Raw genomic sequence first — 22,847 nt, 5'->3', positions numbered from 1 at the left:
GTGCGATACCAGTGGACTGCGCTACACCGAGAACTCGAAGAGGTCGTCGCCGACGTGGTGCAGCGACTTGACGACTTTTCCGCTGTCGCCGACCATGTCGTCGCCGTCGGTCTGTGCGCGGCCGACAGCGAGGAACTTCCCGTGGGACTCCTCGTTGATGACGACCAGGTCGCCCTCGCTGATGTCGTCGTCGGCCTCGGTGATGCCCGGCCGCATGATGTCAGCGCCGTCCGAGACAAAGGAGACGGCCCCCGCATCGACGGTGACGACGTGTTTCTGTGGCGGGTACTGATTAGCTCCCTGAACGGTCAGGAACGGTTCGCCGTTCAGATAGAGGACGAGCGGGTCGCCATCGACGAGGACGACGTCCCAGTCGCTGTCGTCGAACTCGACCTTCTCGAAGCTGTCCGCGTCGAGTTCGACACCGAGGTTGTCCGACAGCGCCGTCGTGATGGTGTCGACCTCGTCCGAACGGAGGTGGTGTCGCGACTTGACTTCCATACCCGCGTCTCCTCGGCGACAGAGGGTAAGCGTAACGAACCGTGCGGACGGTGTGGCGGACGCAGGTTTTTGTCCGCGCGGGCTAAGGTCAGGGTATGCGAGTCGTCACGCTGCTGCCCTCGGCGACGGAAATCGTCTACGCGCTCGGCGTCGAGCCGGTCGGCGTCTCACACGAGTGCGACCATCCGCCGGCGGCCCGCGAGAAGCCGTCAGTCAATCGCTCGCGTGTCGACCCGACGGCCTCAAGCGGCGAGATCAACGAGCAGGTCGCGGCCGCCGAGGAGGACGGCGGCGTCTACGCCATCGACCGCGAGACGCTGGCAGAACTGGACCCCGACCTCATCGTCACCCAGGGCGTCTGTGACGTGTGTGCTGTCGACCACGTGGTGGTCGCTGAGGCTGTCGAGGAACTGGGACTGGACGCCGACGTGCTGACGCTGGACGTCCACAGCCTCGACGACCTGTTCGAGTCCATCCACCGGGTCGGTGCAGCCATCAAGCGCGACGAGCGCGCCGCCGAACTCGTCGCGGACCTCCGTGACCGCGTCGCAGCAGTGGAGACAACAGCGGCGCGGGCCGAGACGACGCCCCGCGTGGCGGTGCTCGACTGGCTCGACCCGGTGATGGTCGGCGGGCACTGGGTGCCAGAGATGGTCCGGAAAGCCGGCGGCACCTATGGAATGGAAGAGGCGGGCGCTCACTCCCGGCCCCGCGAGTGGGAGGAGGTCGTCGACTACGACCCCGAGGTGCTGGTGGCCGCGCCCTGTGGCTTCGACGTGGCACAGACCCGCGAGAACATCGCTGACCTGACCGAGCGGCCCGGCTTCGACGATTTGACTGCGGTCCGGGACGGCCGGGCGTACGTGATGGACGGCCACCACTACGTAAATCGGTCGGGGCCGCGCCTCGTGGACACGCTTGAGTTCCTGGCGGCGCTGTGTCACCCGGACCTGTTCGAGACGCCGCCACAAGATGTGGTTGTAGACCTGCCGGCGCTCCGGGCGTAAACTGTCAGGGTACCGAACGCGGCATCAGCGGTCGGGGAGGAACGAGCGAACCGCCGCGCCGACCTTTTCCGGGGCTCGCCAGACACCGACGTGGCCGACATCGGATAGTTCGACGAACGTGGCAGCACTCATCGCGTCGTCGATTGCCCGAATTCCGTCGCGGAGATACGCCGGACTCTCGGACCCAGCAAGGAGTAGCGTGGGTGCATCGACCGTGAGCGAGTCCGGGAGTTCGTAGGACCCGACGACCGCGCTCTCCCGGACGACCGTCTCGGCCAGCGGCGCACGCTCGGCGGTAGGCCACTGCGAGGGGTCGCCGCTGGTGCTCGTCTCGCGGAAGAACGCCTCGATGACGGCTTCACGGTCGCCCGCGTCGAGGTGGCCCCGGAGCCGTGGCGCGAGCGGTGCGCCGTCGCGGTGATCGCCGACCAGTATCGCCGGTTCGTACAGAATTAGCTGGGCGATATCGGTCTCTCTGGCGGCCTCCAGCGCACAGAGCCCCCCGAAGGAGTGACCGAACAGCACTGGGTCACCCGGGAGCGAATCGATCAGTGCGACCACGTCGTCGACCTCGCGGGCGAGCGAGTGGTCGTCGGCGTCGCCGCTCTCGCCTCGGCCCCGCCGATCCACCGCGACGGGCGTGTAGCCGTCGGGTAACTGAGAGCGAAACCGGTCCCAGACCGCCGACGTGCCGGTCGTTCCATGCACCAGCACGACCGGTTGTCCGTCGCCAGGGCGGTCGTACGCGATGGCGGTCCCGTCGGGTGACGTGAGTGTCTCCATTGGGCCAGATACTCCGGGGGGACGGTGCGAAAGCGTTGTGAATCGACAGAACGGAGTCGTTCTCGCGTCACACTACCGCAGCGACCAGCCCGACGTAGGTATTCCCGAGAACGACGACGACACCGAGGGCCACGACCGAGAGAAACCAGGCCCGCCACAGCGGGACCCGCTCGACCACGTCGCGACACTCCAGCAGGACGACGCCGACGTAGAGGACGACGGCCATCTTCAAAGCGATTACGAGCAGCGGTTCGTGAATAAGGAGGGTCCGTATCCACGGGTTTGCTTCCAGCCCCGGCCCGGCAAACTGCGCGGCGAACAGCGTCGACAGCGCATCGCCGAAGCCCCAGACGAGCACCAGCGAGAACACGAGTTCGACGTAGCCGGGCATCTGGAGGCGAACCGAGAGGGGATGCGATGCGTGGTCAGGGCTGGACATGTGAGGGGATACCGATACTCGCGGTTGTCGGCGCATAAAGCTCGCTTCCACAGTATCAGCCATGAAAACTGGCGGCGAGTACAGGGCGAGCCGGTCAGTACAGAGCGAGTCGGTCAGTCCTCGGCGAGCGAACAGCGTCCCTCGTAGCTTGCGTCGGCGACGCTCGCGATGGCCGGGTCCTCGCCACACACCGGGCAGTCGGGGTTGGCGGCGACGGGGATTTCCTCGAAGGACATCTCGGCGGCGTCGTAGGCGACGAGTCGCCCCTCCAGCGTCTCGCCGTAGTCCATCGCGAGCTTGACGACCTCGGTCGCTTGCATGCACCCGATAGTGCCCGGCAGGACGCCGAGAACGCCCGCGGTCGCGCAGTCGGGAACGGTTCCCTCCGGCGGCGCTTCGGGGAACAGACAGCGGTAACACGGACTGTCGCCGGAGAACGTCGTTACCTGGCCCTCGAACTGGAAAATCGCGCCGTGGGTGAAGGGCGTCCCCGACAGCGTGCAGGCGTCGTTGACGAGGAACCGCGTGGCGAAGTTGTCGGAGGCGTCGACGACGATGTCGTAGTCGGCTACCAGGTCGGTCGCGTTCTCCCGCGCCAGCCGCAGGTCGTGGCGATCGACAGTCACGTCGGGATTGAGGCCGGTGACGAACTCGGCGGCGCTGTCGACCTTCGGTCGGCCGACATCGTCGTCGCCGTGGATGACCTGCCGCTGGAGGTTCGACCGCTCGACCACGTCGTCGTCGACGATACCCAGCCGCCCGATGCCCGCAGCCGCGAGGTACTGGAGGACCGGTGCGCCGAGGCCGCCGGCCCCGACGACCAGCACGTCGGTGTCAAGCAGCGCGGCCTGGCCCTCCGGCCCCACGTCGTTCATGATGATATGCCGGGAGTACCGGTCAAGCTGTTCTGGATCCAGATCCGGTCGCATAGTGGCCGTACGCCACCCGGAGAAATAAACGACGGGTTCGTCGCGGGGGGCACGTTCGGGACGCAGAGCTGATCCGAACAGCCGGGACAGTTCGCCGCTCAGTTGTTGCGCTGGAGGTCCGCGACGAGATCGTCTATCGCCTGATTGATGTCGGTGAGAAGGTCGGTTTGCTCATCGGATTCCTCGGCGATGTCGGCCGTACCGTCGGCGATATCCTCGGCTGCGTCCGTGGACTGGTCGATCATGCTGGCCACTTCCTCGGTCGAGGCGGCCTGCTGGTCCGTCGCCGTAGCGACCTCCTCGATACCGTTGTTGACCTCGCGGACGGTGTCGTCGATCTCTTCGAGGATTTCGGTCGACTCCTCGACAGTGTCGATACCGTCGTCGATCTCTTCGTTGCTCTCTTCGAGGCTCTCGACGGCGTTCTCGGTGTCGTCCTGAATGCCGTCGATCATCTGCTCGATGGTCGTCGCCTGCTCCTGTGACTCCTCGGCGAGGCTCTTGACCTCGTTTGCGACGACGGCGAACCCTTCGCCCGCCTCACCGGCGCGAGCGGCCTCGATGGACGCGTTCAGCGCCAGCATGTTGGTCTGGTCGGCGATGTCGTTGATGACGTCGACGATCTCGTCGATCTCCTCGACGCTCTCCTGAATCGTCTTGACGTCCTCGGCGACGCTGTCGGCCGCCTGCTGGATGTTCTCCATCGCCTCGTGGACGTCGTCAGCGTTCCCCTGCCCGCGTTCGGCGAGTTCCTTTGCTTCGCGGGAGGCCGCGGACACCTCTTCGGACGACGAGGCGATCTGCTCGACCGACGCCGAGAGGTTCGACACCTCGTTTGCGATGTCTGTCAGTCCCTCGTACTGCTCGGCGGCCTGTTCGCGGATCTCGGCAGTTTCCTCCGCGATTCCGACCGACGTGCCCTCCAGCTCGGCCAGCATCGTCTGGATCTTGCTCGCTGCAGTGTGGCTGTAGCCGGCCTCCGTGTCGATATTCTCCGCGACGTCGTCCTGGATGTCCGTGTCGATCCCCGTCCCTGTTTGGTTCGTTACATTTTCCGTCGGTCTCTCAGCCATAGTAGTCGTCACAATGGGAGGGGAATATAAAACGAGTTGCCCAATAGTATCAGAGTCGATATCTGGAACGGGGTTCGTCGACCGTCGTGTCAGCAGTCGTACAGCGCGCGGTACTTCTCCTCGGCGTAGTCGAGGAAGTGCTCGGCGGTGAAGGACTCGCCCGTCGCTTCTTCCACGAGGTCGTCAGTCCGATAGCGTGCGCCGTGCTGGTGGACGTTCTCGGTGAGCCAGTCGTGAATCGGGCCGAACTCGCCGGCGCGGACGTGGTCGTCGAAGCCGTCGATGTCCTGCCGAGCGTGGTGGTCCAGTTGCGCGGCCAGCACCGACCCGAGCGTGTAGGTGGGGAAGTACCCGAAGGCCCCGTTGGTCCAGTGGATGTCCTGCAGGCAGCCCTCGGCGTCGGTGTCGGGGCGGATACCGAGATACTCTTCCATCTTGTCGTTCCAGACCTCTGGCACGTCTTCGACATCGAGGTCGCCGCGGATGAGGTCTCGCTCGATTTCGAAGCGGACGATGATGTGCATGTGGTACGTTAGCTCGTCCGCCTCGACCCGGATGAGGTTGTCGTCGTACACCTCGTTGAACGCTTCGTAGAACTGCTGGGCGGTGGCGTCGGTCCCGAGATGGTCGTTGGCCGTCTCGATGAAGAAGTCCCAGAACGAACGCGAGCGGCCGACGTGGTTCTCCCAGAAGCGGGACTGTGACTCGTGAACGGAGAGGTCGCGATTGTCGCCCAGCGGCGTGCCGTACGCTTCCTGTGGCAGGCCGAGCGTGTACGTGGCGTGACCGAACTCGTGGATGGTCGAGCCGAGCGCGTCAAGCGGGTCCTCGGGGGTGAAGCGAGTGGTGACGCGAGCGTCGAACTGCGTCCCCATGGAGAACGGATGGGGAGCGGTGTCGAGGCGGCCGCGGTCCCAGTCGTAGCCAAGCGTGTCAAGCGCTGTCTCGACGAGGTCGTGCTGGGTGTCGTCGTCGTAGATGCCCTCGAATGGGTCGGCAAGCGTCACGTCGCTGTCGGCGATGTCGTCGATGAGCGGGACGAGCGCGTCGCGGAGGTTCGTGAGTACTTCCTCGGCAGTGTCGATGCCGAGATACGGCTCGTACTCCTCGAACAGCACCTCGTAGGGGTCGCGGTCGGGGTCGATGGCGGCGGCGTACTCCCGGCGGAGTTCGACCAGTTCTTCGAGCGTGTCGGCGAAGGCGTCGAAGTCGTCCTCGGCCTTGGCTTCCTTCCAGACCGGCAGGGCGTTCGAGGACGCTTCGGAGAGGCGTTCGACAAGGTCTGCGGGGACCCTGGTGGCCCGCTCGTGGTCCCGCCGGACCTCCCGAACGACGGCCTCCTGTTCGGGGTCGAGGTCAGCGTCGTCGAGTTCGTCCAGCCAGTCGGCCAGATCGTCGTCGGTAAGCAGATCGTGATGGAGCGTCGAGATGGCGGAGGTCTGTTTCGCCCGGGCCGGCGTGCCGGCGTCGGGCATCATCACCTGCTGGTCCCAGTTGAGGACGCCGCCGGCGTCCTCGACGTAGTGGAGGCGGCGGACGTGATCCAGGAACTGCTCGTACGTGGACTCGCTGTCCTCGCTCGCTGTTGCCATACGGCGGCGTTAGGCCGGTGACCGTAAAGGCCCGACGCCGCCGGTAAGGGGTGCACTAGCTAACAGGACACATCAGGGCAGCGCGGAACAGCCGACAGTCACTCGGGCGGCCACGACTCGGCAACGTCCTCGTAGATGTCTCGACACCGCTCCAACACAGCCAGCGACACGCTCTCATCACCAGTGTGGGCCTCGCCGGGTTCGGCCGCGCCGACAATCACGCAGTCCGTCCCGGCCTGGGCGAGCCAGCCGGCGTCGGTCGCGTGCGGTTTGACGACGTGTTCAGGTGTCGCGTCCTGCGCGGCGGTAGCGGCGTCCAGCACCCGCTCCGCGAAGTCGGCGTCGCCACAGGCCATCGGCGGGAGGTCCTGGTCGACGCGCCAGGAGACGCCGTCGATAGCTTCGACCCGGTCCAGCGGCGCGCGCTCGCCCGGGACTGTCCGCTCGTCGACGGTGACCTCGCATCGCTCGGGAATGACGTTCCAAGCCGAGCCGCCATCTATTTCCGTGACGGCGACACTCCCGCTCATTTCGTGGCCCAGGACGGTCGTCTCGGGGAAGTCGAGGTCCCGGACCATGTCGACGGCGTCGGTCGCGCGGTAGATGGCGTTCGCGCCGGCTTCAGGTTCGCTGGCGTGGGCCGCCGCGCCCTCGGCGACGATAGTCGATCCCCGCCGGCCTTTGTGGGCGACGGCCACGTCCGTCGTTCCTGGTGCGGAGTAGCCGGTCGACCCCTCACCGACGACGGCGTAGTCGGGCGCGAAGCCGTCCTCAATGGCGGCCTGGCACCCGATGCCGCCCTGTTCCTCGCCGACGAACGAAGCGAAAATCAGTTCGCTAGCGGGGTCGGCGTCCCGGAAGGCCAGCAACGCCGCGGCGACACACCCCTTCATGTCCGCTGCGCCCCGGCCGTAGAGACGGCCGTCGCGTTCCTCGACGACGTACTCGCCGTCGGCGTCGACCTGGGACTCGTCCGGCGGGACGACGTCGTGGTGGCCGACGAAGGCGAGCGAGTCGTCGGCCTGGCCCTTGCGGGCGATGACGTTCCCGTGGTCGTCGCGGGTGACTTGCGCATCGGTGTGGTCCCGGAGCCACGTCAGGATGTACTCCCCAGCAGCCGCTTCGTCGTCGTGACTGGGGATCGAAACGAGGGCACGAGTCAGCGACGGCAGCGTCTCCATACCGTGGGTCGTGTGCCGGAGCGGCAAAAATCCGGGGCAGGTGAGCCTGCCCGCGGACGGCAGGGACGGAGAGGGCACGGACTCCATACCCTTATCAACGGCAGTCTCCAACGGCCGATATGGAAATCGTACCGGACACGAGCGTGGTCATCGACGGCCGCGTGTCCGACCAAGTGAAGGCCGATGCCGACCCCGACACCGACGTCGACGGCATGGGCTTTGCCGGCGCGACGGTCGTCGTCCCCGAAGCCGTCGTCGGCGAACTCGAAGCACAGGCGAACGACGGCCGCGAGACGGGCTGGGAGGGCCTTGAAGAGCTCCAGACGCTCGTCGACCTGGCCGAGGGGGGTACTATCGACGTGGAGTACGTGGGCCGACGACCCGACGCCATCGAGAAGCGCGAGGCCGGCGAGGGGCAGATCGACGCGCTCATCCGGGACATCGCCGGTGACCGCGGTGCCACGCTCGTGACCAGCGACGACGTGCAGGCCCAGGTGGCCCGCGCGAAAGGGCTCGCAGTGGAGTTCGTCGAGCCGGTCAAGCGGACGGTCGACCGCCTGCAGATCGAGAACTTCTTCGACGAGGGGACGATGAGCGTCCACCTCAAGGTCGGCGTCCAGCCCTACGCCAAGAAGGGCTCTATCGGCGACATGCAGTACACGCCGATCCGCGACGACCCTGCAACCGAAAGTGAGCTACGGGAGTACGCCGCCGACATCGAGGAGAGCGCGCGCGCCTCGCCGGACGGCTTCCTCGAACTCGACGAGCCCGGGATGACGATCACCCAGTTCCGGGACTTCCGGATCGCCATCGCGCGGCCGCCCTTCGCCGACGCACTGGAAATCACGGCCGTCCGGCCCATCGTCAAGACCGAACTGGACGACTACGAGTACGCGGACCAGCTCCGTGACCGCTTCACCGAACACCAGCGCGGCGTCCTCATCTCCGGCTCACCCGGGGCCGGGAAATCGACGTTCGCCCAGGCGGTCGGGGAGTTCCTCGTCGACGCCGACTACGCGGTCAAGACGATGGAGAAGCCACGGGACCTCCAGGTCGGCCCGAACATCACACAGTACACCGAACTCGGCGGCTCCATGGAGAAGACCGCCGACTCGCTGCTGATGGTCCGGCCGGACTACACCATCTACGACGAGGTTCGCAAAACGGACGACTTCGAGGTGTTCGCGGACATGCGCCTGGCCGGCGTCGGCATGGTCGGCGTCGTCCACGCAACCCGCGCCATCGACGCGCTCCAGCGGCTCATCGGCCGCGTCGAACTGGGGCTCATCCCCCAGATCGTCGACACCGTCGTCTACATCGAAGCCGGCGAGGTCGACACGGTCTACGACGTGACGACCGAAGTCAAGGTCCCGCAGGGGCTCATGGAGGAGGACCTCGCGCGACCGGTCATCATGGTCAAGGACTTCGAGACCAACCGGCCGGAGTTCGAGATCTACACCTTCAACAACCAGGTCGTCACGGTCCCGCTGGGCGACGACGAGGACGAGCAGGACTCCGGCGTCGACCGCCTCGCCAAACAGGAGGTCGAACGCGAGATACGCTCCATCGCGCGGGGCCACGTCGAGGTCGAACTCCGCGGCCCGAACACCGCCGTCGTCTGGGTCGAGGACGACGACATCTCGCAGGTCATCGGCAAGGGCGGCGGCCGCATCTCCGACGTGGAGAACCGCCTCGGTATCGACATCGACGTGCGGACCTTCGAGGAACGACCGTCCGGGCCGTCGGGCGGCCCCCAGACCGACTCCGGCGGCAAGCAGGGCGAAATCGTCCAGCCGGAAGTCACCTCCCGGCACGTCATCGTCCCGTTGGACGGCCACGCCGGCGACACGGTCGAACTGCAGGCCGACGGCGAGTACCTCTTCACCGCGACGGTCTCCCGCAGCGGCGAGATTCAGGTCTCTCGCGGGTCGGGCATCGCCGAGGAACTAGAGCGAGCGATCGACCGCGGCAGCACGATTACTGTCGTCCCGTCGTAGGGCTCGGCGAGCAGGACAGCCGCACGGGAGTTTGACCAGCGCTCTGTCGAATCGTCCAGCAGGATACGACACCGGTAACTAATCGTGTCGGATTCGACAGTCGAACTGCCGAAAACGACAGCTAAATTCCGGTGGAACACGACCGATTAGCCATGACTGACGCAGTCGTCGGGAGCTTACAGGACCAGGAGACGCTGGCCGCCCGAGTGGAGCGCGGTGATGCACCGGAGTGGGTCGGGGCCCACTGGCAGACCTTCCGCGAGGGGTTGACCGGTGAGCGAAACGGGTCCCCGTTTCCCTGTTTCTTCGGGGCGGAGTCAGTTCGAGATGGCGAGCCGCTGTACACGGCTGTCCCGTCAATGAGCGACCCGGACGCGCTGTTCGACCTTGGCCAAACGCTGCTCACGTATCTGGAGACCTATCAGGACCACAGCGAGCGGGCCTCACTGGTGACCTTCTTCCGGCCGCCTGAGCGACCGCTGACGGAGGCCGAGTACCACGACCGACTCTGGCATATCCTCCAGTTCCTCCACGTCCACGACCCGGAGCCGTGGCCCGAGGACATCCCGACCGATCCAGATGACCCGCACTGGGAGTTCTGCTTCGGGGGCGAGCCGATGTTTCCGACCTGCCGCGCGCCGTTCTACGGCACGCGAAAGAGCCGCTACTGTCCGGTCGGGCTGGAGATCACGTTCCAGCCCCGGGCGCTGTTCGAGGACCTGAACGTCACGGCCGACACCGAGGCCGGTCAGCACGCCCGCAATATCATCCAGGGACGGCTGGAGGAGTACGACGGCGTCTGTCCCCACGCCGACCTGGGCGACTGGGGCGTCGAGGGCGATCGGGAGTGGCCCCAGTACATGCTGTCGTCGGACGAGGACGCGTCGCCGGACGACTGTCCGATAACCGTGACACGAGAGCACCCGAAATCGAAGTGGCTCATCGGGACGCCCGCCCCGGAGCCGGCCGACTGAAATGGTCGCACTGCCCGAGACGCCGGTACTCGTGCTGGTGGATTTCCAGCAGGGGTTCGACGACCCGGCGTGGGGGACGCGGAGCAACCCCGACGCCGAGGCGAACGCGACACGCCTGCTTACCGAATGGCGAGAGCGTGGGCTTCCGGTCGTCCACGTCCGGCACAACTCGACGGAGCCGGACTCGCCGCTCCGGCACGGCGAACCGGGGTTCGCGTTCAAGCCGGAACTGGAGCCCGAACCGGGAGAAGCGACGTTTGAAAAGCGCGTCAACGGCGCGTTCGTCGACACCGGACTGGAGGCGTGGCTCCGCGAACGGGACCACGAGACGCTCGTTGTTTGTGGCCTGACGACTGACCACTGCGTGTCGACGACGACGCGGATGGCTGAAAACCGCGGGTTTGAGGTTGTCGTCCCGGGCGATGCGACGGCGACGTTCGACCGAACGCTCGACGGCGAACGCTTCGAGCCGTCGCTCGTTCACCGGACTGCGCTGGCGCAACTGCGCGGTGAGTTCGCGGAGATCGCGATGACGGACGACGTGGTCGCGTCGCTGTAACCAGCGGCTGCGTGAACGCGTCGCGAAACAGCCAAGCGAGAAGGCGTGTCAGTCCGAGACGGCGGCGTCCGCTTCCGCCGGTTGGTCGATAATCTCGTAGAGATTCTGTCGCGCGTCGGCGAAGTACACGTCTTCTTCGATGACACCGACTTCGTCGAGTCGTTCCAGAGCGTAGCGAACGGTCCGTGCCGAGAGCATCGACTCCTCGACGATGCCTTTCTGTGTCAGCGGGCCGTCGTACTCCAGAACCTTGTATACGAGCTTTGCGCTCGGCGGAAGGTCTGCGATGGCCTCCCCATCAGAGTCCGTCATTACCCGTAATCACAAGCGCCGGGCGCATAAAGATTGAGGAGTCCGTCTCGCCGCCGCACGCATTTGCGGCCGCGTCACAGTACTGAACCGCGCACCTTTTGGTTGCGGGTAGTGGAACGTGTGGTATGGCTACGGAAACGGCGGACGGAATGAGCTCCCATATGCGGGGGCTCACTGTCACGACGCTGACAGCCGTCGCTGGCATCGCCGCCGCGTTCGGTTCCAACGAGTTAGCGGCCACGCCGGACGCCCCGCAAGGGATACTTGTCCTCGCGGTCGCTATCGCAGCACAGTTCCCGATTCTGCGGGTGATCGGCATCGACACGGACGACCTCTCGGCGAAGGACGTGCTCTACATCGGCTTCATGACCTTCTCGCTGTGGTTCGTCTCGTGGGGCATTCTCCTCACGACGGGAGCGTAACGATGGCCGAAGACAGTATCGCCGTCGTCGACCTAGAGCGGTGTCAGCCCGACCGCTGTAACTACGAGTGCATGAACTACTGCCCGCCCAACCGCAGCGGGAAAGAGTGCATCGTCAAGCGGGAAGACGAGTACGAGGAGGACGAACCCTTCGAGGGCCAGCCCGACCAGGTCCGCATCTCCGAGGAGATCTGTCTGGGCGAGTCCTGCGGTATCTGCGTGAACAAGTGCCCGTTCGACGCCATCGAGATCATTAATCTCCCACAGGAGCTGACCGACGAGCCGGTCCACCGCTACGGGGAGAACGCCTTCGCGCTGTACGGGCTTCCGAGCCCCGCCGAAGGCCAGGTGACGGGGATTCTCGGCCCGAACGGCATCGGGAAGACCACCGCCGTCCGCATCCTCGCCGACGAAATGCAGCCCAACCTGGGACGGTACGGCGAGGAACCGAGCTGGGACGAGATCCTCGACGAGTACCGCGGGACCGCCCTGCAGGAGTACCTCGAACAGATGCGCGACGGCGACGTGAGCGTCGCCCGCAAGCCCCAGTACGTCGACCGGATTCCGGACCAGTTCGACGGCAAAGCCATCGAGCTGCTGGACCAGACCGACGAGCGGGGCGACCTCGACTACCTCATCGAGCAGACGGGTATCGAGCCGGTCGTGGACAACCACATCGACGATCTCTCCGGCGGGGAGCTCCAGCGGGTCGCCCTCGTCGCCACGCTGGCGCGGGACGCCGATTTCTACTTCCTCGACGAGATCACGCCGTATCTGGACATCGGCCAGCGGATGACCGCCGCGCGGCTCATCCGGGAACTCGCCGAGGAGGAGGACCGCTCGATGCTCGTCGTCGAGCACGACCTCGCCATCCTGGATCTCCTCGCGGACAATATCAACGTCGCCTACGGGACCCCCGGCGCGTTCGGTGTCATCACGCCGCCAAAATCGACGAAGAAGGGAATCAACGAGTACCTCTCGGGCTACCTCGAAAACGAGAACATGCGCATCCGCCAGACGGACATCGAGTTCGAGGAACACGCGCCACGGAGCGCCTCCACCGGCGACGTGGTCATCGAGTACCCCGAACTCCAGAAGAGCTACGGCAGCGGCGAGTTCTCGCTGGATGTCGAGGCCGGCACCATCCGCGAGAGCGAAGTACTGGGCGTCGTCGGCCCGAACGGTATCGGGAAGTCGACGTTCGCGAAGATGCTCGCCGGCCGGCTCGAACCGACTGCGGGCGAAATCGACACCAGCCTCGACATCGCCTACAAGCCCCAGTACATCGAAATCGACCAGCCGATGCGCGTCGACGCCTTCCTCGCGTCGATCACGGACGACTTCGGGAGTTCCTACTGGAACACCGAAATCGCCCAGCCGCTCCAACTGGAGTCGGTGATGGAACAGCAGCTCACCGACCTCTCCGGCGGGGAGCGCCAGCGAGTCGCCATCGCGGCCTGCCTCTCGAAGGACGCCGACCTCTACCTGCTGGACGAGCCCTCGGCCCACCTGGACGTGGAACAGCGCGTCATGGCGACCTCCGCGATCCGTCGCTACGCCGAGAACCACGACGCGACGGCGATGGTCATCGACCACGACATCTACATGATCGACCTGCTGGCCGACCGCCTGCTCGTCTTCGACGGTGAACCGGCCCGGAACGGCCACGCCGCGCCGCCACAGGGCATGCGCGAGGGGATGAACGAGTTCCTCCAGAACCTCGACATCACCTTCCGCCGTGACGAACGGACCTCCCGCCCTCGCATCAACAAACCCGACTCGCAACTGGACCGCGAACAGAAGAACGCCGGCGAGTACTACTACGCGCCGTAGGCTCAGAGCGGGAGCGAGGCTGGCGAGAGCCAGACGGCGACTGTCTCGTCATCGGAAATCTACGGGTGAAGAGACCTCAGCCGGAGTCGTTTTTGCGAGAACAGCTGTGCTCAAGCGGTTTCGTCGACGGAGGTCGATACTCGACGGTCGCGCCTGCCGAACCGCGCTCGGCGTGGCTATTGACTCCACATGTCACCCCGGGAGTTAGCTGGTGAGACTACGTCTCAGGTAGTAGTACAGCCGCTACTCGCAAAGGAGACAGGAGTAGTCCGCGGCGTTACGCCGCAGGGTCATTGCCACCGTCCGTCTCGGACCCCGCAACCGCATCGTCGAGACCGTCAGCGACTTCGGCCGGGTCGAACTCCTCGTCCGGGTCGAGTTCGCGGTCGGTTTGCTCGTCTGTCTGGGGTTCAGTGACCGATTCGTCACCGGTGACCGTCACGAAGATGTCTCGCAGTTCCGCAACGCGCTCGGGGGACTGACTCTTGCTCATCGCGTATGTGTACAAGTACCACAGGAGTGTAGGCGCTATACCGAATCAGTTTGGTATCCGTTCGCAAACTACAGCACGTTTCGCTGGCAAGAGCCACACAGCGAGACTTCCTTCACGTCGACTTGTCGGACAGTGGGGGAGAAGTTCATCACGCAGCGCTTGTTGTCACAGTGCTCCAGCCCGAGGGTATGTCCGACCTCGTGGACGACCTCCTTGCGTACTCGCTGCGAGAAGATTTCGCCGGCCGAGCGGTTCGAGAACCCGCCATCGGAGGATGTCTGGAGCCGGTACGTGGAGATGACGCTGCCGGAGCCACCGAGATATGCGAGCCCAAAAACGTAGTTCCGGCGGCGGTAGAAGAGATCTTTCGGCGTGATAGCGATGTTTTTGCCGCCGGAGCCGACCCGGCGAGCCAGGTCGATGAACTCCTCTGCGCGGTACTGGTCGCGGTCCCCATCGTACGCGCCGGCGGGAATGGACTGTGGCTCGTGCATCGAGACTTCACAGTCGTAGACGGATCGAAGTCCGTCCGAGGCCTCGCGTTTGACCTGGGCCGAGACCTCGCCCACCGGCACGATGTCGACGTGCATGGGAACGCATATGCGCCCGCATCTCATAAATTGTACGACGTGACCGACACCACCGGCCCGCTTGTCGACCGACTGGCGTATGTCGATTCCGTCGTCGAGGTCGGCATCGGAAACCACCCTGACGTAGCCGGGGCCCTGGCCGAGCGGGGCGTGGATGTGACCGCAACGGACATCGTCGAACGGGCGGTCCCCGAGGGCGTGCGGTTCGTTGTCGACGATATTCTTGACCCCGACGAGTCCGTCTATGCGGGGTGTGATATCGTGTTCGCCCGGAATTTACCGCCGGAGCTGCACCGACCGACGCTGGCCGTCGCCAACACCGTCGGGGCGGCATTCTGGTTCACGACGCTGGGCGGCGACCAGCCGACGGTCGCGGTCGAGCGAGAACAGCTCCCGGGCGGGGAGACGCTGTACCGGGCGAAAGATAGCAAGGCGCTTGAGTGAGGACCGCCTTCGCTCGCTCATGCAAATCGACGCGGTCGTCCTCGACATCGACGGCGTGCTGGTGGACGTGGCCGACTCCTATCGTCGGGCAATCGTCGAATCTATCGACCGGGTGTACGGTGACACGATCAAGAAGGCGGCGGTCCAGCAGTTCAAGGACGCCGGCGGGTTCAACAACGACTGGGAACTGACCTACGCAGCGGCGCTGTTCGTCCTCGCCGACCGCGAGTCCGCCGTCTCCGACCTGGCGGCGTTCACCGACGCCATCGCCGAGCGCGGCGGCGGCCTCGACGCGGCCGAGGCAGTGGTTCGTGACCTGCTGGACGAACCGGCCGAAGACCGAGTCTTCGACGCCTGGGACCGCGAACAGCTCCGGGACGTGTTCCAGACGCTGTATCTCGGCACTGACCTCTACCGGGACATCGAGGGCGGCGAGCCGCCGTTTGCCGCGCCCGGCTACATCCACGACGAGCCGCTCCTGGTCGACGACGAGACGCTGTCGGCCCTGCAGGCCCGCTTCGCCGTCGGCGTCGTCACCGGCCGCCCGGCCGCCGAGGCCGACATCGCGCTGGAGCGCGTCGGTCTCGACCTGCCCACAGAGCACCGCTTCACCATGGATGACTGGGAGGAGGGCAAGCCCCACCCCGCCGCCCTGCGGACGCTCGCCGAGCGGTTCGACGCCGAACGGGTCTCCTTCGTTGGGGATACCCTCGACGACGTGGCGACGGCGGTCAACGCCGACGAAGCCGACGACGACCGCGTGTACTACGGCATCGGCGTCCTGACCGGCGGGCTGACCGGCGACGCCGGCCGCCGGACGTTCGCCAACAACGGCGCAAGCGCTGTCGTCGAATCGGTCACCGACCTGCCGGAGCTTCTGGATGCGGCGTAGCCCGCGTCATCGGGTCACCGGCAGCGCCCCTCGACCGCAAACAGCAACGGTTTCACCGGCGGGACAGAGACCTCGGGTATGCGACGACTGCCGACGTTTGGCTGGGCATTCCTGGTGAGCATCTGGGCCGGGCTCGTCGGGGGCGCGGTCATCCGCGAACCGTCGGTCGATTTGGTGCCGCTGTACGCCGTCACCTGCCAGTTAATCGGCCTCGTCGTGGCCTACTGGACGATGCGCGAACGCGACGACATCCTCGAATCCGTCCACCGGCCGGGCCGCGTCGGGATGTTCATCATCGTCCTCTTTTTCGTGATGGTCCCGCTCTCGACGATATTTGCTCTCGGGCTCGGGGCCACCTCGATCCCCGGCGTCGCGACACAGTGGCTCAGCTATCTGATGGGCCTCGGGAGCGCGCTGTACGTCGCCTTCGCCGGCGGGTTCGACCGGGCCTGGGAGGAGTACACCTGATACTGTCGGCTGTACGTCTGTAAAGAATTTCGCCACACAGGGTAGCGAATATCGGACACTAGGGACAGCCAACAGTATGACCGAACCTGTCACACAACGTTTATTCAGTGGTCGGCCTACGCCGTAAGTATGGACATCGCGTTGCTTGGCGGTACTGGAGACATCGGCCAAGGTCTCGCCCTCCGCTGGGCTGACGACACCAACCACACGATCATCATCGGCTCCCGGAAAGCCCAGAAGGCGGCGAACAAAGCGGAGGAGTACGAGACAGAACTGGCCAGCCGCGGCCACGACGACGTGGCAATCGCTGGCCTGGGTAACGAGGACGCCGCCGCCCGCGCCGACGTCGTCGTCGCCGCCGTCCCCGCCTACCACCTCACGGACACCATCGACGCCGTCGCCGACGAACTCGACGACACCACGCTCGTGTCCCCCGCCGTCGGGATGCAACGCGACGAGGACGGCTTCCACTACAACCGCCCCGGTGCCGGCAGCGTCACGCAACTGGCCGCCAACGCCGCCCCCGACGACACCCCCGTCGTGGGAGCCTTCCACAACCTCGCAGCCGGCCGCCTCGCCAACCTCGACGCCGATCTGGACTGGGACACCATCGTCGTCGGCGACGACACCGACGCCAAGGACACCGTCTGTGAACTCGCCGAAGGCATCGAGGGGCTGCGTGCGCTGGACGGCGGCCCGCTCGCCAACGCCGCCGAAATCGAGGGACTGACGCCGTTGCTCATCAACGTCGCCCGCCACAACGACGGTCTGCACGACCTCGGCGTGCGGTTCCAATAGTACCTTTTTACGTCACCCCCTCTCCTCGCGGCGCTTCGCGCCGCTGTGGGGAGCGGGTTCGCAAAAATCTACGCTAAAAACGACCTTCTCGCTCCCGCTGGTCGCGAGAAGTGAAACCGCTCGCCGCTGGCGAGCGGTATGCTTTACTCCACTCACTCGGCCACCGCAACGACGGCGCTACTGCTACTCCTGTTCCAGCGGCAGCCCTGCCCTTCCCCGACGCCAGCGACGAGACGCTGGCGCGGCCCGCGGCTGGTCGCGCAGTTGATTATCAAATACCTCAAGATAGGCGTCAACTACTTGCGTACTCTATCCCTGATAGCAAAGAATGGAGACGGAAGACTCGCTCTCAATACTCCATGTCGACGATGACGCGGCGTTGGGAGCCCTCGTCGAAACGTATCTCGAACGAGAAGACAGCGGCCTTGACTGTACTGTCACGACGGAGACGAATCCCAAGAACGCTCTCACGATGATTCGGTCTTCGGAGACGAATTTCGACTGTGTCGTCAGCGATTACAGCATGCCGGAGATGAACGGCATCGACTTCCTCGAAGCCATCCGGGAGACCCACCAGAAACTGCCGGTGTTGCTGTTCTCCGGGGAGGAGACCGGCGACGTCGCCGCCGAGATCATCCAGGCCGGCGTCACCGACTACCTCAAGAAGTCCGTCGGGACGGACCAGTACACGTCGCTCATCCGCCGGGTCGAACACGCCGTCGACTCGGACGGCAGCTTCGAGACGGGCAGCGAAGTCAAACTCAGCGGTGTCGGCGTTATCGGCTCGGACGAACGCTTCGAGCGAGTCGACGAGACCTACGCCTCGTTTTACGGCTACGAGTCGGAGGAACTCGTCGGCAAGCACTGGTCGGAACTCCACCCGAGCAACGAGGTCCAGCACATCAGAACGCACGTCATCCCCGTCGTCCAACGCGGCGGGAAGTGGACCGGCCAGAGCAAAGGGCTGCGGGCCGACGAAACCACCTTCACCGAATCGAAGATGGTGACGGCACTCGACGGCGGCCGAATGCTCATCGCCGTCGACGAAATCGACGATTCGGGGCTGGCCGAACGGGAGTGAGCTAGCGGTCGCTATCGGCTGACGTGACGAACCGCAAAAACGACTGCGTTACGCCGAGGCCTGCTGCAGCGCGTCGTCGATGTCGTCGGCCTGCGTGACGCCGACGAAGCGCTCGACGATGCCGTCGTCGTTCTCGATGATGAGCGTCGGGAGGGAGCGCACCTGGTACTCGTTGGCAACGTCCTGTTCCTCGTCGACGTTGATCTTCTCGAACTCGACGTCCGTCCAGTCCTCCTCGAGGTCTTCGAGGATCGGGTCCTGCGTTTTGCAAGGGCCGCACCAGTCCGCGTAGAAGTCCTTCAGTGTAACCGTCATAGTACTCTGTTCGTGTTAGCCCGCGGTATCTGATAAGGGTTATCCATGTGTACCGGAGGCACGCAATCGCGGGCGACCCGAAAGGCTTAGTGTTGGTGATACACCACCCTGAAGTATGAGTGGCAGCGACGGCGGCGGACTGATGTCCAGTGCGGGACTGGTCCGATATTTCGACGCCGAAGACCAGAACACGATCCGTATCGACCCTCGAACAATCGTCGCGACCGGCGTCATGTTCGGGCTGTTGATGCTCGTGCTGAACGCGATGATCGTGTAGGCGATTCCGCACTGTTTTCCTCTCCCCGCCACTGACTCGCGGGTATGCACTTCACGCAACGCGAACAGCAGGCGCTCCGCGATGCTGGCGTTGAGCAAGCGACCATCGAAGCGGCCTCCGACGCGGTGGTCGAAGCCACCGACGACGCGGCCGGAGAACTGGAAGCCTTCTTCGACGGCCGCGAGACGGTGTACTCCGATATGGATATCGCTCACAGTTCCAGCGAGATTCAGGAACACACCGTCGAATACTGCGACCTGTTCACCCACGCCGACGATATCCGGGGCTATCTGCGCTTCGACACTTGGGGCGTCCCGGTCGAGGGCGGACGCGTTCTGAGCGACGAGAAAGTAGAGCTCTCGCTGGGGCCGACAGTCCACGGACGGGTCCGCTTTGCCGCCGACGAGGACGCGCTATGACCGTCCGGGTCAGGGGCATCTACGCAACGGCGCTGACCCAGTTACTGCGCGAGGCGGACCACGAGGTCGTCCAGGCATCGGGTCCTATCGAGGACCGCTTCGACGGCGAGTTCGCCGACGAGCGGGCGGCGGTCACCGTGGTGACGACGGACGACCAGCAGGGCGTCGGCGTCGTGGGGGACCGCGACGTTGCCGAAACAGTCACCGACCGCCTGACTGAAATCGGTCGGGACACGCTCCGCTGGGACGACCCGACGCCCGAGGGCGCTATTTACGCCGGCACGGTAACGGAGACGCTGGGGAGCGGCGCTGTTGTCGACCTCGGCGACGGCGAGGGCTTTCTCCCGTACTCGTCCTCGGATGAACGCGTCGCGACGGGCGATACCCTCCGGGTGCAGGTCGTCGAGGCGAGCGCGCCGTGGACGAACGGCCGCCCCGTGCTGGACACCACCGTCGCGGTTCGCGGGTCGCTCCTCTCGCTCGTGCGCGGCGGGACCGCCAACAGGTCGGGGACCGGTGGCCCAGCGATGCTAGACGTCATCGCCGCGGAGCCCCGGGACGGCTGGGGCGTCTCGTGGGCGTCGGCGAGCGAGGACGCGAGCTTCGATGGGCTGGCCGAGGCCCTCAACGCCGCCAACGACCGCGCGGCGACCGTCGACGACGCGCTTGCGGGAGCCGACGCGCCCGAGGACTGCGCGCCGACCCGTTACGACGAGGGACGTTCGACGGCGTGGCTGTGGTTCGGCCGCGAGAGCCGGTTCGCGCTCGACGAGGTCCGCCGCGAAGTGACAGCAACCATGCCGGGCCACCACCGGGTGAAGGCGGGCGACCGCGCGGCCAGCGCCGCTGTGGACTACGTCGAAGCGCTGTGTGACGACCCCGAAACCGGCGAGACGGACTTCCCCTTCGCCGTAACGACCCGGCAGTTCGGCCCGCAGGTCGGCGGGTCGCTGTCGCTGGGTCACGGCAAGCCCGACGGCCGACTCATCACGCTAGGCAATGGCGAGGTCCAGTCGGTCGACGACGACGGAACAGTGACCATCGAGCGCGAGATGAGTCCCGGCGGCACCTACGACGCCCTCGGCGTCCCGAAAGAGGCCGGCGACATCGCCGAGACAAAGGTCAAGGAGGGGCGCTGGTGGTATCCGACGGTGTACCGCGACAGCGACGGCGAGAAGAAGGGCACCTACGTCAACGTCTGTACACCCGTCGAGATATTCCCCGACACCGCCCGGTACGTGGACCTCCACGTCGACGTGGTGAAACACGCCGACGGCACCGTCGAGCGGGTCGACGACGACGAACTCGACGCGGCCGTCGAGCGGGGACACATCTCCGAACCGCTGGCCGAGCGCGCCCGGAGCGTCGCCGCCGCTGTCAAGAGCGCACTGGAGTGAGTGAAGTCAGTCACGCGGCGCGGCGTCAGTCTTGCCGGCGTCGGGCGCGCCAGGCTGCCAGCCCGACCGCTGCAACCGCCGACCCGACGCCGAAGCCGGGGCCGCCGACCCCGAGGGAGGTGCCATCAGTGCTGTTAGCGCCGCCGCCCTCGTCGCCTGTGGCCGACGGGTCCGCTGTCGGCGTCCGTATCCGCGGGTCCGGGAACGTGTACAGTCCGGGCTGGACCTCCGTCCCCTGGCTCGCGTTCGTGCTTCCGGCGACGAAACAGCCGGCGGCCCGCTGTGCGGTCCAGAACGAGGTCGCTTCGGTGTCGCGCCACTCGAAGGCGAGTTCCGGAGCGGTCGGGTCCGTCAGGTCGTGGACACGGACGCCGCCGTTGTACCACGCGGAGTAACAGCGGTTGTCGGTCAGTTCGAAGTTGTGTGCCGTCGTGAGGATGCCCCCCGGCGACGGGTCCGAGGTCGGCGGCGGGTCGAGCGTGGACAGCAGTTCGGCGTCGGTCGGGTCGCTGATGTCGTACAGGTCGATGCCGCTGGGGCCGCCGCTGTCGTCGTCCGCGAGGTCCCATGATTCGCCGCCGACGCCCAGCAGCGACGCGTCCTCATTGACCGTCACGAAGTGGTCGTTGCCCGGCGGTTCGCTCCGCTCGGTCCCGGGGTCCTCGATGGCGGCGAGGTCTTCGGGGGAGCGCCCGCGGACCTTCGAGACGAGCGAGATGTCGCTCGGGTCGGATACGTCCACGACCCACGTCCCGCCGTCCCAGTACGCCAAGTAGGCCCGGTCGTCCTCCACCCAGACATCGTGCAGCGGCCAGAGACTCGTCGGCACGTCGGTCCAGGCGTCGTCGGCATCAAGCAGCGACCACTCGCCGACTTCCTCTTCGGCTTCGATATCGGCCACGAGCAAGGGGTTGCCGTCGCGGTCGTTCGCGGTCAGATAGGCGTAGCGGCCGTCAAAGTGACAGTTGTGGACCCGTGTGTCCAGTTCGAGGCCCGCGATTCGCTCCGGAGCCTGCCGGTCGCTCACGTCGAAGACGACGAAACCGTGAGCGCCGTCGGCGGGGTGAGCGGGACCGGCGGCCAGCAGCCGTGAGCCGCTGACAGCGAGGTCCTGTACACGCTGTATTGGCCCGTCATCGCTCTCGGCCAGCAGGTCGGTCCGTCGGCTGAGCAGTCGCGGACTGGTCGGCGTGACGAGGTCGACGAGCGCGATGCCGTCCCCCGTCGCGACGTAGGCCGTGTGTCCGTCGAGGCTGGTAACGACCTCGTACACCGTCTCCATCTCTAGCACGCCCAGCGGGTCCTCGCCAGTCGGGGTGTCGGAGGCCGCTGGCTCGGCTGTCCCATCTCCGGTCGGCATCGGATGGCCGCGGGTCGTCCCCGTAGCGAGGCCGACACCTGTGCCTGCGAGGGCGAGTCGTCGGAGGACCGTCCGGCGGCGCATAGCCGTCCATGCGGGAGCCAGGGCAAGAAGGATTCCGGTGAGGGGTCAGTTCCCCTGAATCGCGTCGATAACCATCGCCGCGGCAATGATCGGCTCCTTCGGAACCGTGCTGGCGTCGTCGATAGTAATCTCGTAGCGGTCTTTCAGCGAGAACTGCCCGTCGATGTTGCCGACGTGGTTGCCGTCCTGATCGCTGATCTCGTACTTGTGGGGAATCCAGCCGCCGAAGGGGACGACGTTGCGAGCGATGGTCACGAGCGCGCCCTGTGAGGTGATCTCGGCGATCTTCGCCTCGGTACTGGCGTCCCGAATCTTCCACGTATCTTGGAAGATGGAGTAGTCGTTGTCGAGGATGACGATGTCTTCGTCGGTCTTGGAATCGGTCAGGACGTAGTTGCCGGCCACGTCGATGATGCCGCCGGCCTTGACCTGGAACACCTCGTTGTCGTTTGCGTCGACGAACGGGAACTCCTCTTTCATCTTCATCATCTTCTGTTTCCCGCGGAGGACGACGTTCCCGGCGGCGTCCATGGCTTTGTACTTGTTGCGGACCAGACTCTGTTCGACTGTGTAGCTGTCGTCGGAGAGGTCGATCCCCTTGATGTCGTAGTCGCTCGTTCCCATACCA

Annotated in this window: 27 protein-coding genes; 14 read left to right on the top strand and 13 right to left on the bottom strand. The window is 65.7% G+C overall.

Annotated elements, in window-relative coordinates; all coding sequences use genetic code 11:
- Positions 1–21: 21 nt before the first annotated feature.
- Positions 22–501, bottom strand: coding sequence for an RNA-binding protein (locus tag AV929_RS16490; protein WP_064288762.1), 480 nt, complete (start codon positions 499–501; stop codon positions 22–24).
- Between the two features lie 95 nt (positions 502–596).
- On the opposite strand from AV929_RS16490, the gene AV929_RS16485 reads away from it, so the two are divergent.
- Positions 597–1,508, top strand: coding sequence for a cobalamin-binding protein (locus tag AV929_RS16485; RefSeq protein WP_050037050.1), 912 nt, complete (start codon positions 597–599; stop codon positions 1,506–1,508).
- A gap of 24 nt (positions 1,509–1,532) precedes the next feature.
- Here the strand turns inward: AV929_RS16485 and AV929_RS16480 are convergent, their stop codons facing one another.
- The 6 genes from AV929_RS16480 to AV929_RS16455 form a co-directional block, all read right to left on the bottom strand.
- Positions 1,533–2,291 (bottom strand): alpha/beta fold hydrolase, encoded by a 759-nt coding sequence (locus AV929_RS16480; protein ID WP_064288760.1) that lies wholly within the window; start codon positions 2,289–2,291, stop codon positions 1,533–1,535.
- Positions 2,292–2,358: 67 nt separating this feature from the next.
- Positions 2,359–2,730 (bottom strand): DUF5658 family protein, encoded by a 372-nt coding sequence (locus AV929_RS16475; protein WP_050007092.1) that lies wholly within the window; start codon positions 2,728–2,730, stop codon positions 2,359–2,361.
- A gap of 113 nt (positions 2,731–2,843) precedes the next feature.
- Complete coding sequence (locus AV929_RS16470; protein WP_014041259.1) at positions 2,844–3,659, bottom strand: molybdopterin-synthase adenylyltransferase MoeB; 816 nt, start codon at positions 3,657–3,659, stop codon at positions 2,844–2,846.
- A 98-nt stretch (positions 3,660–3,757) separates the two neighbouring features.
- Positions 3,758–4,732, bottom strand: coding sequence for a methyl-accepting chemotaxis protein (locus AV929_RS16465; RefSeq protein WP_064288758.1), 975 nt, complete (start codon positions 4,730–4,732; stop codon positions 3,758–3,760).
- 89 nt (positions 4,733–4,821) lie between these two features.
- On the bottom strand, positions 4,822–6,324 hold the full coding sequence (locus tag AV929_RS16460; RefSeq protein WP_064288756.1) for a carboxypeptidase M32: 1,503 nt from the start codon (positions 6,322–6,324) through the stop codon (positions 4,822–4,824).
- Between the two features lie 98 nt (positions 6,325–6,422).
- Positions 6,423–7,505, bottom strand: a complete 1,083-nt coding sequence (locus tag AV929_RS16455) for a M20 family metallopeptidase (RefSeq protein ID WP_050037053.1) — start codon at positions 7,503–7,505, stop codon at positions 6,423–6,425.
- 119 nt (positions 7,506–7,624) lie between these two features.
- Between AV929_RS16455 and AV929_RS16450 the strand changes: the two genes are divergently transcribed.
- The 3 genes from AV929_RS16450 to AV929_RS16440 all read left to right on the top strand — a co-directional run bounded on the left by AV929_RS16450 (position 7,625) and on the right by AV929_RS16440 (position 11,035).
- Complete coding sequence (locus AV929_RS16450; protein WP_064288755.1) at positions 7,625–9,502, top strand: PINc/VapC family ATPase; 1,878 nt, start codon at positions 7,625–7,627, stop codon at positions 9,500–9,502.
- A 152-nt stretch (positions 9,503–9,654) separates the two neighbouring features.
- The gene (locus AV929_RS16445; protein ID WP_064288753.1) at positions 9,655–10,476 is read left to right on the top strand and encodes a YqcI/YcgG family protein; all 822 of its coding nucleotides are present in this window, start codon (positions 9,655–9,657) and stop codon (positions 10,474–10,476) included.
- 1 nt (position 10,477) lies between these two features.
- Entirely contained in the window at positions 10,478–11,035 is a 558-nt protein-coding gene (locus tag AV929_RS16440) for a cysteine hydrolase family protein (protein WP_014041265.1), read from the top strand.
- A 48-nt stretch (positions 11,036–11,083) separates the two neighbouring features.
- Here AV929_RS16440 and AV929_RS16435 read toward each other — a convergent pair whose 3' ends face one another.
- A complete protein-coding gene (locus tag AV929_RS16435; RefSeq protein WP_004514919.1) occupies positions 11,084–11,347 on the bottom strand; it encodes a winged helix-turn-helix domain-containing protein in 264 nt (87 codons plus the stop codon).
- Between the two features lie 125 nt (positions 11,348–11,472).
- Between AV929_RS16435 and AV929_RS16430 the strand changes: the two genes are divergently transcribed.
- Both AV929_RS16430 and AV929_RS16425 read left to right on the top strand, forming a co-directional pair.
- Positions 11,473–11,769 carry a hypothetical protein gene (locus AV929_RS16430; RefSeq protein ID WP_023843411.1) on the top strand — a complete coding sequence of 99 codons (297 nt, stop codon included), beginning with the start codon at positions 11,473–11,475 and terminating at the stop codon, positions 11,767–11,769.
- A 2-nt stretch (positions 11,770–11,771) separates the two neighbouring features.
- Complete coding sequence (locus tag AV929_RS16425) at positions 11,772–13,601, top strand: ribosome biogenesis/translation initiation ATPase RLI (protein ID WP_064288751.1); 1,830 nt, start codon at positions 11,772–11,774, stop codon at positions 13,599–13,601.
- A gap of 277 nt (positions 13,602–13,878) precedes the next feature.
- Here the strand turns inward: AV929_RS16425 and AV929_RS16420 are convergent, their stop codons facing one another.
- Entirely contained in the window at positions 13,879–14,094 is a 216-nt protein-coding gene (locus AV929_RS16420; protein WP_050007097.1) for a hypothetical protein, read from the bottom strand.
- A 68-nt stretch (positions 14,095–14,162) separates the two neighbouring features.
- Positions 14,163–14,684 (bottom strand): archaemetzincin family Zn-dependent metalloprotease, encoded by a 522-nt coding sequence (locus AV929_RS16415; RefSeq protein ID WP_004514915.1) that lies wholly within the window; start codon positions 14,682–14,684, stop codon positions 14,163–14,165.
- 30 nt (positions 14,685–14,714) lie between these two features.
- Here AV929_RS16415 and AV929_RS16410 point away from each other — a divergent pair, with 30 nt between their 5' ends.
- The 5 genes from AV929_RS16410 (at position 14,715) to AV929_RS16390 (ending at position 18,367) form a co-directional block, all read left to right on the top strand.
- Entirely contained in the window at positions 14,715–15,128 is a 414-nt protein-coding gene (locus AV929_RS16410) for a UPF0146 family protein (protein WP_064288749.1), read from the top strand.
- A gap of 19 nt (positions 15,129–15,147) precedes the next feature.
- Positions 15,148–16,020 (top strand): TIGR01548 family HAD-type hydrolase, encoded by an 873-nt coding sequence (locus AV929_RS16405; protein ID WP_064288746.1) that lies wholly within the window; start codon positions 15,148–15,150, stop codon positions 16,018–16,020.
- 78 nt (positions 16,021–16,098) lie between these two features.
- Positions 16,099–16,488, top strand: a complete 390-nt coding sequence (locus AV929_RS16400; RefSeq protein ID WP_064288744.1) for a hypothetical protein — start codon at positions 16,099–16,101, stop codon at positions 16,486–16,488.
- A gap of 129 nt (positions 16,489–16,617) precedes the next feature.
- On the top strand, positions 16,618–17,286 hold the full coding sequence (gene npdG, locus AV929_RS16395) for an NADPH-dependent F420 reductase (RefSeq protein ID WP_014041271.1): 669 nt from the start codon (positions 16,618–16,620) through the stop codon (positions 17,284–17,286).
- 328 nt (positions 17,287–17,614) lie between these two features.
- Positions 17,615–18,367: a response regulator gene (locus AV929_RS16390; RefSeq protein WP_014041272.1), complete on the top strand. Its 753-nt coding sequence runs from the start codon at positions 17,615–17,617 to the stop codon at positions 18,365–18,367.
- 48 nt (positions 18,368–18,415) lie between these two features.
- Here AV929_RS16390 and AV929_RS16385 read toward each other — a convergent pair whose 3' ends face one another.
- Positions 18,416–18,682 (bottom strand): co-chaperone YbbN, encoded by a 267-nt coding sequence (locus AV929_RS16385; RefSeq protein WP_008307970.1) that lies wholly within the window; start codon positions 18,680–18,682, stop codon positions 18,416–18,418.
- Positions 18,683–18,797: 115 nt separating this feature from the next.
- On the opposite strand from AV929_RS16385, the gene AV929_RS16380 reads away from it, so the two are divergent.
- From AV929_RS16380 to AV929_RS16370, 3 genes are read left to right on the top strand one after another with little or no spacing between them, the layout of a single operon-like run.
- The gene (locus AV929_RS16380) at positions 18,798–18,959 is read left to right on the top strand and encodes a preprotein translocase subunit Sec61beta (RefSeq protein ID WP_004514908.1); all 162 of its coding nucleotides are present in this window, start codon (positions 18,798–18,800) and stop codon (positions 18,957–18,959) included.
- A gap of 44 nt (positions 18,960–19,003) precedes the next feature.
- Positions 19,004–19,378 carry a hypothetical protein gene (locus AV929_RS16375; RefSeq protein WP_014041273.1) on the top strand — a complete coding sequence of 125 codons (375 nt, stop codon included), beginning with the start codon at positions 19,004–19,006 and terminating at the stop codon, positions 19,376–19,378.
- The gene (locus tag AV929_RS16370; RefSeq protein WP_064288742.1) at positions 19,375–20,775 is read left to right on the top strand and encodes a DUF402 domain-containing protein; all 1,401 of its coding nucleotides are present in this window, start codon (positions 19,375–19,377) and stop codon (positions 20,773–20,775) included. Before AV929_RS16375 ends, AV929_RS16370 begins: the two co-directional genes overlap by 4 nt.
- Positions 20,776–20,800: 25 nt before the next feature.
- Here the strand turns inward: AV929_RS16370 and AV929_RS16365 are convergent, their stop codons facing one another.
- The gene (locus AV929_RS16365; protein ID WP_064288740.1) at positions 20,801–22,219 is read right to left on the bottom strand and encodes an LVIVD repeat-containing protein; all 1,419 of its coding nucleotides are present in this window, start codon (positions 22,217–22,219) and stop codon (positions 20,801–20,803) included.
- A 45-nt stretch (positions 22,220–22,264) separates the two neighbouring features.
- On the bottom strand, positions 22,265–22,843 hold the full coding sequence (locus AV929_RS16360) for an LURP-one-related/scramblase family protein (RefSeq protein ID WP_050037060.1): 579 nt from the start codon (positions 22,841–22,843) through the stop codon (positions 22,265–22,267).
- Positions 22,844–22,847 lie beyond the last annotated feature (4 nt).

Origin of the sequence: Haloarcula sp. K1 (genome assembly GCF_001647155.1) — an archaeon.
GTDB lineage: Archaea > Halobacteriota > Halobacteria > Halobacteriales > Haloarculaceae > Haloarcula > Haloarcula hispanica.
This window is presented reverse-complemented; position numbering and strand designations above follow the sequence as displayed.